The following is a 13269-nucleotide window of genomic DNA, read 5'->3' as shown; positions in this document are numbered from 1 at the left end:
ATGGAGCTGCGGGTGGCCCTTGAGGTGTGGCTGGAGCGCATCCCGGCCTTCGGCCTCGACGACCCGGCGCGGGGGCTCACATCGTCGTGGTGAACGTGTGGGTCCCGGCGCCCACCTCCTGCGGGATCGCGCCCGGCAGGTCCACCTCGGCGACCGTCCCCGGGGGCACGGCCGCCGTGACCGTGAGCGTCTCGCCGTCCCGCTCCCACGAGACGGACGCGAGCCCGTACGGGGTGTCGAGGCGGGCCGAGGCGTGGGTGAGGTCGCCGCCCGGCCGGGGCGCGACGCGCAGGCGGCGGTAGCCGGGGGCGGCGGGGGCGAGGCCGGCCACGGTGCGGTGCATCCAGTCGGCCACCGCGCCGAGCGCGTAGTGGTTGAAGGAGGTCATCTCACCGGGGTTGACCGAGCCGTCGGGCAGCAGGCTGTCCCAACGCTCCCAGATCGTCGTGGCGCCCATCGTCACCGGGTACAGCCAGGACGGGCAGTTGCGCTGGAGCAGCAGCCGGTACGCCGTGTCGTACGCCCCGACCGAGCAGAGCGCGTCGCAGATGAGCGGCGTGCCGACGAAGCCGGTGCCGATGCGGTGGTCATCCTGGCCGACCAGCTCGACCAGGCGCCGCCCGGCCCGCTCCCGCTGCTCGGCCCCGTCCAGCAGGTCGTAGGTCAGGGCCAGGGCATAGGCGGTCTGCGTGTCGCACGCCAGCCGCCCCGACGGGGTGACGAACTCCCGGCGGAACGCCGCACGCACCTCCCGCGCCAGGGCCGTGTAGTGCTCGGCGTCGGCCTCGTCACCCAGCAGGGCCGCCGTCTCGGCCAGGACCGCGGCGGTGTGGGCGTGGTAGGCGGTGGCGACCAGCGCGTGGTCGGTACGGGCCTTGCCCGGGTCGTCCGGCGGCGCGGCCGGGTCCAGCCAGTCGCCGAACTGGAAGCCCTCGTCCCAGAGGTGGTTCTCCCCGGCCAGCCCGGCCACCTGGTCCACCCACGCCTTCATGCTCGGGTACTGCCGGCGCAGCAGCCCGAGGTCGCCGAATCGCTGGTAGAGCGTCCACGGCACGAGCACCGCGGCATCGCCCCACGCGGCCGTCGGCGAGACGCCGAACAGCAGCGGCACCCACGGCACATAATGCGGCACGGTGCCCTCCTGGACCTGCTCGACGGCCAGGTCGGCGAGCCAGGACGCCAGCGGGCCCGAGCAGTCGTACAGGAAGGCGGCGGCCGGCGCGAAGACCTGGATGTCGCCGGTCCAGCCGAGCCGCTCGTCGCGCTGGGGGCAGTCGGTGGGCAGGTCGACGTAGTTGCCGCGCATGCTCCACACGACGTTGTCGTGCAGCCGCGAGAGCAGCGGGTCGGAGCAGGTGAAGTCGCCGGTCCTGCGCATGTCGGTGTGGCAGACCACGGCCACGACGTCGGAGGCCGGGTCCAGCTCGCCGGGCCAGCCGTCGATCTGCGCGTAGCGGAAGCCGTGCGTGGTGAAGCGCGGCTCCCATTCCTCGGGCCCGCCGTCGCCGCGCAGCGTGTACTGGTCGAGCGCGTCGGCGTGGCGCAGCGGACGCAGGGCGAGCGCGCCGTTCTCCAGGACCTCGGCGTGGCGGAGGGTGACGGTGTGCCCGGCCGGGCCCTGCACGCGGATGCGCAGGCGGCCCGCGATGTTCTGGCCGAAGTCGAGGATCGTCTCCCCGCCCGGCCCGGTCAGCACCTCCACCGGTGCCAGCGTCTCCACCCTCCGGACCGGCGCGCCCGTCGGCGCGACGAGCAGGGCCGGGTCGTGCGGGAGGGAGTCGGCGGGCTGCCAGGCAGCGTCGTCGAAGCCAGGGCCCGACCAGCCGGACGGCAGCAGGCGGGCGTCGTACTTCTCGCCGTCGTACAGGCTGGCGGCGGTGACCGGCCCGGTCGCGCAGCGCCAGCTGCCATCGGTGGCCACCACGTCGGTTGTGCCGTCGGCGTAGGCGATCTCGAGCTGGGCGATGAGCGCGGTGCGGTCGCCGTACAGGTCGCTCTTGCCGCCCCGGAAGCCGATCCGGCCCCGGTACCAGCCGTCGGCCAGGGTGGCGCCGATGGCGTTGGCGCCCTCGGTCAGCAGATCGGTGACGTCGTGCGTGCGGTAGCGCAGGCGGTGGTTGTAGCTGGTCCAGCCGGGGGCCAGGACGTCGTCGCCGACGACGTGGCCGTTGATCTCGGTCTCGTGGACGCCGTGGGCGGTGACGTACAGGCGGGCCCGCTCGATCGGGCCGCGGACGGTGAAGTCGCGGCGCAGCAGCAGCGCGGGGCCGTCGGGGAGGCCCAGCAGCTCCAGCGGCGGCGCCGCCGCGCCCGCCGTCCAGTCGGCCGGCTCCAGCAGCCCGGCCTCCGCCCACGACCAGGGGCTCCAGTCGCTGACCGAGCCGTCGCGGCCGTGCACGCGGACCCGGGCGCCGCGCCGTTCGCGCGAGCGCAGTTCGCCGCCCGGCCAGGCCACGAGCACCGACTCCGCCGACTCGACCCGGCCGGTGGCCGTGCCGTCGCTGAGCTCGATCTCGTACGCCTGCTGCCGCCAGCCGGGAAGTTCGGTGGCGACGGTCCACGACAGACGCGGAGCGCTTTCGCCGATGCCGAGGGGGTCGTGGTGGTGTTCGAAGACGGGCGCTTCGACATGCACGAGGGTCACGGGTCTCCTAGCCCTTGATGGCGCCGGCGGTCATGCCGGCGACGATCTTGCGGTTGAAGAAGATGAAGAGCAGCAACGGTGGGATCGTGATGAGCACGATGTCCATGAAGAGCAGGTTCCACTGGGTGTTGTACTGGCTCTGGAAGTTGTAGAGGGTGACCTGCACGGTGGCGTTGTCATCGCCGGGGGTGAAGTACAGCGGGTTGACGAAGTCGTTGAAGATGGCCACCGAAGTGGTCAGGACCACGGTGATGGTGACCGGCTTGAGCAGGGGGAAGACCACCCGGAAGAACAGGGCGAGCCCGGTGCAGCCGTCGATCTGCGCGGCCTCGTCCAGCTCGCGCGGGATGGCCGCGATGAACGCCCGGAACAGCAGCACCGAGTACGCCATGTGGAAGGCCACCTCGATGAGGATCAGCCCCGGCAGGGTCTTGAACAGGCCGAGCGCCTGCAGCAGCCAGATGGTGGGCACGATCGCGGGCGGGATGATCAGCCCGGTCAGCACCAGGAAGTTGGCCACCGAGCCGAGCCTGCCCGTACGGCGCTGCAGCACGAACGCGGCCATGGAGGCGAACACGACGATCAGCACGACCGACGCGACGGTCAGGACGGTGCTGTTGACGTAGGCGCGCAGCAGCACGTAGTCGCGGGCCTCGATCACGTCCACGAAGTTCTGCACGATCGGCCAGTTGGCCGGCCAGGCGAAGTCCAGGTCGGTGGCCTGCGTCTCGTCCTTGACGGCGGTCAGCAGCATGAGCGCGAACGGGATGAGAAAGATCACCCCGGCCAGCAGCAGCGCGATGGCCTCGGCGCTGAGCCTTTTCACTGCTCTCATGCGGCCACCTGCCTTTTGCCGAGGAAGTAGTTGAGCGGGACGACGATGGCGGTGACGACGATGAACAGCAGCACGTTGCCGGCGGTGGACAGGCCGAAGAAGCCGGCCTGGTACTGCTTGTAGATGATCGAGGCGATGGTGTCGCTGGTGAAGCCGGGGCCGCCGCGGGTCATCGTCCAGATGAGGTCGAAGGAGCGCAGGCCGCCGATGAACGACAGGATGATGACGGAGTAGGTGGCGGGCCAGGACAGCGGGAGGGTGACGTGGCGGAAGCGGTGCCAGGCTCCTCCGCCGTCGACGGCGACGGCCTGGTAGTAGTCGCGGGGGATGGACAGGATGCCGGCGATGTAGATGACGGTGGCGATGCCGACGCCTTTCCACACGTCGACCAGGGCGACCGAGAGCAGCGCGGTGCCGGCGTCGCCGAGCCAGTCGGGGCCGTCGATGCCGATCACGGCCAGGGCCTTGTTGACCAGGCCGGTGTCGGGGCGCAGCAGGGCGCTGAAGGTGATGCCGACGGCGACGGTGGAGACCAGGACGGGGAAGAACACCACCGAGCGCAGGAATCCGCGCAGCCGTAGCTTGCCGGTGAGCAGGACGCCGAGGAGCAGGCCGAGGACCACTTTGAGGCCGCTGGTGACGACGGCGTAGAAGAGGGTGTTGGTGAAGCCGATGCGCAGGTTCTGCTCGGACAGGAAGTCGCGGAAGTTGTCCAGGCCGACGAAGGTGCTGTCGAACAGGGTCCAGCGGGTCAGCGCGAAGTAGAAGGCCATCACCGTCGGCACCAGGAAGATCACCAGGTAGACGACGGCGGCCGGCAGGTACAGCGCGTACGGGTAGGCCGACTTGCGCTTCGCCGGACCGGCGGGCGGCCGCGTGCGTGCCGGGCCGGGCCCCGTGCGGGGCCCGGCGTCCTGCTCGGTCACCACCCCGCGAGCCCCAACTGCTTGGCCTGCTTCTCCACGTCCTTGTCGTACTGGGCGGCCCCCTCGGCGGCCGGCGTCAGCCCGGAGCCGACGGCGACGGTGATCTGCTCCAGCGACGGGCCCTTGACCGGGGAGAGGAACTCCAGCGCGGGCGCGGTCGCGCCCTTGTCGATGTAGGCCTGCAGGTCCTTGGCCACCTGCACGGCGTCGTCCGGCAGCTTGGCGCCCGTGATGCGGTACGGCCCCGACGGCTGCACGACCTTGCTGACCGCCTCGGTCGCGGCCGGCGAGGCGACGAAGGCCAGGAACTTCTTGGCCGCGTCCAGGTTCTTGGTGGTCTTGGGGATGTAGACGCCGCCCGGCTCCCAGAGGGTGGCGCCGTTCTTGGCCGGGTCGGTGCCGGGGATGCCGAAGAAGCCGACGTCGGTGGCCGCCTGCGGCATCGTGTCCACCAGCGGCGGCACCTGGGCGCTGAGCATCGGGTAGTGCGCGCCCTTGCCCTCGACCAGCATCTTCATGCCCTGATCGGCGGTCGCCGAGCCGAAGCCCTCGTTGAGGTAGCCCTTGGCCTTGACGTCGGCCAGGTGCTGGAATCCGGCCAGCGCCGCCGGGGTGGTGGCGAACTTGGCCTTGCCCGCGGTGTAGTCGGCGGCAAAGTTCGGGACCGCGGCCTGGACGTTGTAGAAGTCGCCGAGCACGAACAGCTGCGAGGTCCAGGTGTCCTTGAACGTCGAGATCACCGGCGCGATCCCGGCCGCCTTGATCTTCTCGTTGTTGGCCATGAACTCGTCCCAGGTCTTCGGGACCTGCAGGCCGAGCTTCTCGTAGACCTTGCGGTTGTAGAGGATGCCGCCGCCCAGGGCGGTGCCGGAGGGCACGCCGAACACGTGGTCGCCCTGGCTCACCACCGGCAGGAAGTCCTTCTGGACGTTCTGGACGGCCGGGTCGCCGGTCAGGTCGACCAGGGTCTGCGACGGGTTGAGCGCTTGCAGCAGCGACCCGGAGTTGTACGCGAACACATCCGTCATGTCGCCCGTCGAGAGCCTGGTCTTGACGATGTTGTCGCCCTCGCTGCCGGGCGGTCGCGTCTCCATCTCGATCTTGATCTTGGGGTTGGCCTTCATGAAGGCTTCCGTCATGGCCTTGGCCGTGTCGACCGAGCCCTGGCCGTTGTCCACGAGGTATTTCAGGGTGACCGTGCCGTCGGCTGCCGGCTCGGCGCCCGAGCTTGAGCCGCAGGAGGTCAGGGCCGTCATCGTGAGAACGGCCAGAGCCGCTCCCAGCGCGCGGTGAGAGGTCTTCACAACGCCCCTCCGGGTCCGTTGAATCGTTTTAACGCCCCCCGATGCGAGTTAACGTAAGCGTTACAGGGCAAAGGCGTCAAGGCTCGATTTGAGGAACGGTCCCCAATCGTGATCCACGTTGACGGGACGGACTCGTGTATATCCGATCTCTTGAATGGGTAACGTTATTCATCGCGGCACCGGCCTGGAGCTCGTACAATCGGGTCGCGTCGAGTCGAACGGGGTGCGTCACATGGTCACGCGCGACGGGCGGCGACGGGTGACGATCACCGATGTGGCAAGCCACGCCCGGGTCTCCACCACCGCCGTGTCGAAGGTGCTGCGCAACGCCTATGGAGTCAGCGAGGCGATGCGCGTCAAAGTGCAGGCCGCCATCGACGAGCTGGGCTACCGGCCGCAGGCCGCGGCCCGGGCGATGCGGGGGCGCACGTTCACGTTCGGCGTGGTGCTGCCGCACATCAGAAACCCGTTCTTCGCCGACATTCTCGAGGGCCTCGACGAGCAGATCGCGGTCGCCGGCTACCAGGCCATCATCGTCCAGGGCAGCGGCAGGAGCGCCGAGGCCGAGGTCCGCGCCATCGACGCCCTGGTGGACCGGCAGGTGGACGGGATCCTCGTCGTCGCCCCCATCATCGCCCGGGCGCGGCTCGAAGAGATGGCCAGGAACACGCCCACCGTCGTGCTCGGCCGCCACGACCGTTCGGCGGTCTACGACTCCGTGCTCGACGACGACGAGGCGGGGGCGGAGCTCGTCGTCGAGCATCTCATCGCGCTCGGTCACCGCCGCATCGCGCACATCACGCAGAAGGACGTCGGGTCCGTCCGCTCCGTGACCCTGCTGCACACCATCAGGGCCAGGACGTACGAGCGGGTGATGGCCGAGCACGGCCTGGCCGAGCACGTCGCGCTCGCCGCCACCTCCTACACCGAGGAGGGCGGTCACCAGGGGACGCGCGAGCTGCTGGCCCGAACGCCCCGGCCCACCGCGATCTTCGCCGGCGCCGACCAGGCCGCCTTCGGCGCGCTCGCGGCCATCCACGAGGCCGGGCTGGCCGTCCCCGGCGACGTCTCCGTGGCCGGCTACGACAACGCCCGCGCGGCGGCCCTTTCACACATCTCGCTGACCAGCGTGGACCAGGACGGGATCATCATGGGCAAGACGGCGGGGCGGCTGCTGCTGGAGCGGATCGAGGGCCGCACGACCGCGGTGCGCTTCTCCGTCACCCCCACCCTGGTGACCCGCCGCTCCACCGCCCCGCCAACCTGACGCGTCGGCTTCAGAAGGAGTACGGGCCGAAGCGGCCCCAGGCCACGACGGCGGCCAGAAGGAGGAGCACCGCGTTGGCGATGATCCCCTGGTACTCCTTGCGGCGGGCGTGCGTGACCGCGGCCCCGATCATGACGATGACCAGGCCGGCGGCGGCCAGCGGCGTCAGCACCGGAACGATGCCGAGCGCCGCGGGCACGACGAGCCCGATGGCGGCCAGCGCCTCCAGGGCGCCGATGCCCTTGACGGCGCCGGCGGAGAAGTCTTCCGTCCAGGCCAGGCCGGACGCGGCCAGCTTCTCCTTCGGCTGGGACAGCTTCATCAGGCCGGCCGCGAGAAAGGCCAGGGCGAGGAGGCTGGCGATGATCCACAAAACGACGTTCATCGGGAGTCCGATCGATGGCGAGATGACTTAAAGCTTCAACCGGAATCTACGCAGGCCGGACTTGAAGCGTCAAGCACGACTCGACGTGTGATCACTTGATCCATCAAGTTAGAGTGGAGAACATGGAGCACCCGCAGGAACCGCGCTGGCTGAGCGCCGAGGAGATGGAGAGCTGGCTGGCGCTGGTCAGCGTGCTGATCAAGTTGCCGGCCGCGCTGGACGGGCAGTTGCTGCGCGACGCCGGAGTCAGCCACTTCGAGTACCAGGTGCTGGCGGGGCTGTCGATGACCCCCGAACGCACCATGCGCATGAGCGACCTGGCGATGATCTCGGAGGGGTCGCTGTCCCGCCTGTCCCACGTCGTCAACCGGCTGGAGAAACGCGGCTGGGTGCGCCGCACGCCGGACCCGGCCGACGGCCGCTACACCCTGGCCATCCTCACCGGGGAAGGCTGGGACAAGGTCGTCGAGACCGCCCCCGGGCACGTCGAGGCCGTGCGCGCCTTCGTCTTCGACCCGCTCACCAAGGCGCAGATCCGGCAGCTGCGCGACATCGGCCGCCGCATCACCCACGCCATCGACCCCGGCGACAGCTGCCTCGACCGGCACCCGGCCACCGCGCGCCCGGAGTCCGACCCCGACCCCATCCCCGACCGGGAGCCCTCATGACGTCCATCCTCGACCCGGACCTCCCCGCCGGGGCCTACGACGCGTTCCTGCCCGGCGCGCTGCCCCGGGCGCGGGCCCAGCGCCCCTGGACGCCCGCCGACGGCCCGCTCCCCGCCCTGTACATCAGCCACGGAGCGCCCCCGCTCTTCGACGACGGACCCTGGATCGGCGAGCTGTTCGCCTGGGCGCAGTCGCTGCCCAAGCCCAGGAGCGTCCTCATCGTCTCCGCCCACTGGGAGGCCGCGCCGCTGGCCCTGTCGGCGCCCGCCGCCGGCACCCCGCTGGTCTATGACTTCGGCGGCTTCCACCCGCGCTACTACGCCATGACGTACGACACCCCCGACGCCGGCGCGCTCGCCCGGCGGGTGGCCGCGATGATGCCCGACGGCGAGCCGGTCCACCAGCACTCCAGCCGCGGCCTCGACCACGGGGCGTGGGTGCCGCTGATGGCCATGTACCCGCTGGGCGACATCCCCGTGCTGCAGCTCAGCATGCCGACCCACGACCCTGACCGGCTGCTGGAGCTCGGCGCGCGGCTGGCCCCGCTGCGGGAGGAGGGCGTGCTGGTGATCGGCTCGGGGTTCATGACGCACGGGCTGCCCTTCGTCACCCCGGACATGCTCCACCACGGTGTCGTCCCCGCCTGGTCCTCCGACTTCGACGCCTGGGCGGCCGACGCCCTGGCCAGGGGCGACGTGGGGGAGCTGGCGGCGTTCGGGAGCCGCGCCCCCGGAATGCCGTACGCCCATCCGACCGTCGACCACTACATCCCGCTGTTCGTCACGCTGGGGGCGAGCGGCCGGGCGGAGCAGCCGGTGACGACCGTCATCGACGGCTACATGATCGGCTTCTCCAAGCGCTCCTTCCAGACGGTGGCGTAGCGCCGATACGTACGGCAAGAATCCAGAAAGTTTCGGTCAGCGTGACGGCGCTGCGGTGCTGGCCCGGACGATCAGCTCGGTGCCCAGCTCGACCCGGGTCTGCGGCAGCGGCTCGGCCTGCGCGAGCTTCATGAGCATGGTGGTGGCCGTGGCGGCCATCTCGGTGAGCGGCTGGCGCACCGTGGTCAGCGGCGGTACCGCCCACTGCACCGAGGGCAGGTCGTCGAAGCCGACGACGCTCAGGTCGCCGGGGATGCGCAGCCCCAGCTCATAGGCGGCGCGATAGACGCCGACGGCCTCCCCGTCGTTGCAGGCGAAGATCGCGGTCGGCGGGTCGGGCAGGCGCAGCATTCGGTGGGCCTGGGCCAGCCCGCCCTCGATGATGAAGTCCCCGGAGCCGATCAGCTCGGGGTCGATCGGCACCCCGGCCAGGTCGAGCGCGGTGCGGTAGCCGTCGAGCCGGGCCCGGCTGGACAGGGCCCAGTCGGGGCCGGTGATGACGGCGATGCGGCGATGCCCGAGGTCGAGCAGGTGACGGGTGGCCGACAGCCCGCCGCTCCAGTTGCTCGCGCCGACCGAGGGGACGCCGGGCCCGGGATCGCCCGACGGGTCGAGCAGGACGATGGGGATGTCGCGGGTGACGAGCTGGTCGCGCTGCCCCTCGGTCAGGCCGGAGAACACCGCGATCACGCCCGCCGGGCGGCGGCTCAGCACGCCTTCGATCCAGCCGTGCCCGGCGCCCGAGCGCTGCTGCATGTCGGAGATCACCACGGCCAGGTGATGCTCGCGGGCGACCTGGTCGACCCCCTTGATGATCTCGATCGGATAGTCGCCGCCCAGGGCGTGGAACACCACTTCCACCAGGGCTGACGCGTTGACGCGCCGACGCTGCCGGCGGTAGCCGTGGCGGCGGATGAGGTTCTCGACGAGGGCGCGGGTCTCGGGGGCGACCTCGGAGCGGCCGTTGACCACCTTGGAGACGGTCGCGGTGGACACGCCGGCCAGCTCGGCGAGCTGCGTGATGGTCAGCGGCTGGGACGGCTCCTCGGTGGCGGTCATGGCCCGCAGTCTAACGGGAGAGTTTCGGAATATGGGCCCGATTGTTTCGGCGGTCTTACGAGGAGGTTCTTGACGAATTTCGGGAATCAGACCTAGAGTCCCGGCTTAACGATCGGACTTTCGACCGAAACTTTCTGGCGCGCTTGCGGTCCCCCATTCGAAGGAGCGCTCGACTTCCGCATGACGCTGCCCCGCACCCCCGCCATAGCGCTCCACCCCTGAGCGCCGGACCCCACCGAAAGAGATCGACGTGAAGTTCCGCAACGCAACCCCGGTCGTGCTCGCCGCGGCCATCGCCCTGACCGCCACCGCCTGCGGAGGCGGCTCCGGCAGCACGCCGTCGCAGCCGTCGGGTGACGGCAAGTCGTTCGAGTTCTGGTCCTTCTCCGGGATCAACCAGAAGGCCTCGGTCGACGAGTACAAGAAGGTCAACCCGAACGTGCAGGTGAAGCTCACAGAGGTGGGCGGCTCGACCGAGACGGCGCAGGCGCTGACGACGGCGCTGGCCGGTGGCAAGGTGCCGGACCTGGTGCTCATCCAGGGCGACGACCTGCCGAAGTTCGTGCAGCAGCCGCAGAACTTCTACGATCTGCGGCAGTTCGGCGCTGACAAGATCAAGGGCGACTACCTCGACTGGGTCATGAGCCAGAGCACGGCCAAGGACGGCTCGATCCTCGGCATCCCGACCGACGTGGGCGGCATGGCCATCGCGTACCGGACGGACCTGTTCAAGGAGGCCGGGCTGCCGACCGACCGGGAGGAGGTCGGCAAGCTCTGGCCCACGTGGGACGCGTTCATCGAGACCGGCAAGAAGTACGTCGCCAAGACCGGCAAGGCGTTCATCGACAACGCCGAGACCAGCGTGTTCTACCAGGCGGTCAACCAGGGTCCGCAGAAGTACTACGACCCCCAGGGCAACGTCGTCTACAGCACCAGTCCGCAGGTCAAGACGGCCTTCGACCTGTCGCTCAAGGCCGTGGCGGCCGGGATCAGCGCCAAGCAGACCTCGTTCACCGAGGGCTGGAGCGCGGGCCTGGGCAAGGGGCAGTTCGCGGTGGTCTCCGCGCCGTCGTGGCTGCTGGGCCAGATGCGCAGGAACGCCCCCGACACCAAGGGCAAGTGGGACATCGCCAAGATCCCCGGCGGAGCCGGTAACTGGGGCGGCAGCTACCTGGCCATCCCCAAGGGCGCCAAGAACGCCAAGGCCGCCTGGGACTACATCAGCAAGATGCAGTCGCCGCAGAGCCAGCTCGCGCACTTCCTGGACTCCGGCTCGCTGCCCACGACCCCGTCGGTCTACCAGGACCCCAAGCTCATCGGGAAGAAGGACGAGTTCTTCTCCGACGCGCCGATCGGGAAGATCTACACCGAGTCGCTGCTCGGGCTCAAGCCGTTCTACATCGGCCCGGACAGCGCGGCCATCGGCCAGGAGTTCCTGAACGCCATCACCAGCGTCGAGCAGGGCAAGGGTGACCCCGCCAAGGCCTGGGACACGGCGCTGACCAACATCAAGACGGCGATCGGCAAGTGACCGCGACTCTCGACAGGGTCGCGGACGCGCCCGCCATCACGACACGGGTCCGCCAGAGCGTCGGCGAGCGCATCGCCCCCTACGCCTACATCGCGCCGTTCTTCCTGATCTTCGCGGTGTTCGGGCTCGTCCCCCTGCTGTTCACGTTCTACGTCGCGCTGTTCGACTGGAACCCCATCGGCGAGCACGTCTTCGTCGGCTTCGACAACTTCACCCGCCTGTTCGGGGATCCCCGGTTCTCGAACGCCCTGTGGAACACCCTCAGCATCTGGCTGCTGTCCACTCTCCCGCAGCTGGTGCTCGCGCTGGGCGTGGCGCACCTGCTCAACCGCGCCCGGCTGCGGCTGGCGGTGTTCTTCCGGATGTCGATGCTGGTGCCGTACATCACCTCGGTGGCGGCCACCGCGATCGTCTTCGCCCAGATGTTCGACCGTGACTACGGTCTGCTCAACTGGCTGCTGGGCTTCGCGGGCATCGGGCCGATCGACTTCAAGCAGTCGGTGTGGGGCAGCCACCTGATGATCGCCGTCATGGTGACGTGGCGCTGGTTCGGCTACACGACGCTGCTCTACCTGGCCTCGCTGCAGGCGATCCCGCGGGCGATCTATGAGGCGGCGGCGGTGGACGGCGCGGGCGGGTGGAAGCAGTTCCGCCACATCTCCCTCCCGTCGCTGCGCCCGGTCATCGTCTTCACGATCGTGACCTCGACGATCGGCGGCCTGCAGATCTTCACCGAGCCCCTGCTGATGTCCCGCTCCACGACCTGCGGGGCGATCCGGCAGTGCCAGACGCTCACGTTGTTCCTCTACGAGCAGGCTTTCGGCCAGTTCCAGTTCGGCTACGGCGCCGCCATCGGCGTGGCGCTGTTCGTCCTGATCATCCTGTTCGCCGCGCTCAACTACGTCCTGTCCACCCGCATCCGCCCGGGGAAGTCATGAACGATCGGATCCGCTGGTGGACCTACCTGCTGATCGGCCTGGCCACGCTCGCCTGCCTGTTCCCGCTGTACTGGATGTTCGTGGTGGCCACCACCGACTCGGCGACGGCCACCCAGCTGCCGCCCGAGATCGTGCCCGGCGGCAACTTCTTCGAGCTGGCGGGGCTGGTGTTCTCGACCGTGCCGTTCGTGCGCGCGATCATCAACAGCCTGATCGTGGCCGGGACGATCGGCGTCGGGCACGCGGTGCTCTGCACGCTGGCCGGCTTCGCCTTCGCCAAGCTGCGCTTCCCGGGCCGGAACGTGCTGTTCCTGATCGTGGTGCTGACCATGACCGTGCCGACGCAGCTCGCGGTCATCCCGCAGTACATGATCATCTCCTCGCTGAACTGGGTGGACACCCTGCAGGCGCTCATCGTCCCGGGTCTGGCCAGCGCGTTCGGCATCTTCTGGATGCGCCAGCACCTGTCCTCGACGATCAGCGACGAGATCCTCCAGGCCGCCCGCATCGACGGGGCGAACAGCTGGCAGATCTACTGGCGCATCGCGTTCCCACTGGTGCGGCCGGCCGCCTTCGTGCTCGGGCTGCTCGGCTTCGTCTACTCGTGGAACGACTTCCTGTGGCCGTTCATCGTGCTGAAGTCGCCCGAGATGTACACCGCGCAGATCGCCATCAAGGCACTGCAGAACAGCTTGGACATCGACCTCGGCCTGGCCATGTCGGGCTCTTTCCTGGCCACCCTGCCATTGCTGGTGCTGTTCGTGTTCGTCGGCAGGCGGATGGTGGCGGGGATCATGGACGGCGCCTTCAAGGGCTGAGAACTCATATTAA

At 69.6% G+C, this 13269-nt stretch carries 12 protein-coding genes; 6 read left to right on the top strand and 6 right to left on the bottom strand.

Annotation, left to right across the window (positions count from 1 at the left end; translation table 11 throughout):
• Positions 1–76: 76 nt before the first annotated feature.
• The 4 genes from ACFKCF_RS39385 to ACFKCF_RS39370 are packed head-to-tail and all read right to left on the bottom strand — an operon-like array spanning position 77 to position 5709.
• Complete coding sequence (locus tag ACFKCF_RS39385; protein WP_394500407.1) at positions 77–2644, bottom strand: family 78 glycoside hydrolase catalytic domain; 2568 nt, start codon at positions 2642–2644, stop codon at positions 77–79.
• Between the two features lie 7 nt (positions 2645–2651).
• On the bottom strand, positions 2652–3479 hold the full coding sequence (locus ACFKCF_RS39380) for a carbohydrate ABC transporter permease (protein WP_394500406.1): 828 nt from the start codon (positions 3477–3479) through the stop codon (positions 2652–2654).
• On the bottom strand, positions 3476–4405 hold the full coding sequence (locus ACFKCF_RS39375) for a carbohydrate ABC transporter permease (protein WP_394500405.1): 930 nt from the start codon (positions 4403–4405) through the stop codon (positions 3476–3478). The genes ACFKCF_RS39380 and ACFKCF_RS39375 overlap by 4 nt, the downstream gene beginning before the upstream one ends.
• Complete coding sequence (locus tag ACFKCF_RS39370; RefSeq protein ID WP_394500404.1) at positions 4402–5709, bottom strand: ABC transporter substrate-binding protein; 1308 nt, start codon at positions 5707–5709, stop codon at positions 4402–4404. The genes ACFKCF_RS39375 and ACFKCF_RS39370 overlap by 4 nt, the downstream gene beginning before the upstream one ends.
• 232 nt (positions 5710–5941) lie before the next feature.
• Here ACFKCF_RS39370 and ACFKCF_RS39365 point away from each other — a divergent pair, with 232 nt between their 5' ends.
• Positions 5942–6976: a LacI family DNA-binding transcriptional regulator gene (locus tag ACFKCF_RS39365; protein WP_394500403.1), complete on the top strand. Its 1035-nt coding sequence runs from the start codon at positions 5942–5944 to the stop codon at positions 6974–6976.
• A 10-nt stretch (positions 6977–6986) separates the two neighbouring features.
• On the opposite strand, the gene ACFKCF_RS39360 is transcribed toward ACFKCF_RS39365, so the two are convergent.
• Positions 6987–7361, bottom strand: a complete 375-nt coding sequence (locus ACFKCF_RS39360; protein ID WP_394500402.1) for a DoxX family protein — start codon at positions 7359–7361, stop codon at positions 6987–6989.
• Between the two features lie 122 nt (positions 7362–7483).
• Between ACFKCF_RS39360 and ACFKCF_RS39355 the strand changes: the two genes are divergently transcribed.
• A complete protein-coding gene (locus tag ACFKCF_RS39355) occupies positions 7484–8029 on the top strand; it encodes a MarR family winged helix-turn-helix transcriptional regulator (RefSeq protein ID WP_394500401.1) in 546 nt (181 codons plus the stop codon).
• On the top strand, positions 8026–8910 hold the full coding sequence (locus tag ACFKCF_RS39350) for a dioxygenase (RefSeq protein WP_394500400.1): 885 nt from the start codon (positions 8026–8028) through the stop codon (positions 8908–8910). The genes ACFKCF_RS39355 and ACFKCF_RS39350 overlap by 4 nt, the downstream gene beginning before the upstream one ends.
• A gap of 36 nt (positions 8911–8946) precedes the next feature.
• Here the strand turns inward: ACFKCF_RS39350 and ACFKCF_RS39345 are convergent, their stop codons facing one another.
• The gene (locus tag ACFKCF_RS39345; protein WP_394500398.1) at positions 8947–9969 is read right to left on the bottom strand and encodes a LacI family DNA-binding transcriptional regulator; all 1023 of its coding nucleotides are present in this window, start codon (positions 9967–9969) and stop codon (positions 8947–8949) included.
• Positions 9970–10219: 250 nt separating this feature from the next.
• Between ACFKCF_RS39345 and ACFKCF_RS39340 the strand changes: the two genes are divergently transcribed.
• From ACFKCF_RS39340 to ACFKCF_RS39330, 3 genes are read left to right on the top strand one after another with little or no spacing between them, the layout of a single operon-like run.
• Positions 10220–11500 carry an ABC transporter substrate-binding protein gene (locus ACFKCF_RS39340; RefSeq protein WP_394500397.1) on the top strand — a complete coding sequence of 427 codons (1281 nt, stop codon included), beginning with the start codon at positions 10220–10222 and terminating at the stop codon, positions 11498–11500.
• Positions 11497–12438, top strand: coding sequence for a carbohydrate ABC transporter permease (locus tag ACFKCF_RS39335; RefSeq protein WP_394500396.1), 942 nt, complete (start codon positions 11497–11499; stop codon positions 12436–12438). Before ACFKCF_RS39340 ends, ACFKCF_RS39335 begins: the two co-directional genes overlap by 4 nt.
• On the top strand, positions 12435–13256 hold the full coding sequence (locus tag ACFKCF_RS39330; protein ID WP_394500395.1) for a carbohydrate ABC transporter permease: 822 nt from the start codon (positions 12435–12437) through the stop codon (positions 13254–13256). The genes ACFKCF_RS39335 and ACFKCF_RS39330 overlap by 4 nt, the downstream gene beginning before the upstream one ends.
• Positions 13257–13269 lie beyond the last annotated feature (13 nt).

Source organism: Nonomuraea sp. JJY05 (assembly GCF_043496855.1).
Taxonomy (GTDB): domain Bacteria; phylum Actinomycetota; class Actinomycetes; order Streptosporangiales; family Streptosporangiaceae; genus Nonomuraea.
This window is presented reverse-complemented; position numbering and strand designations above follow the sequence as displayed.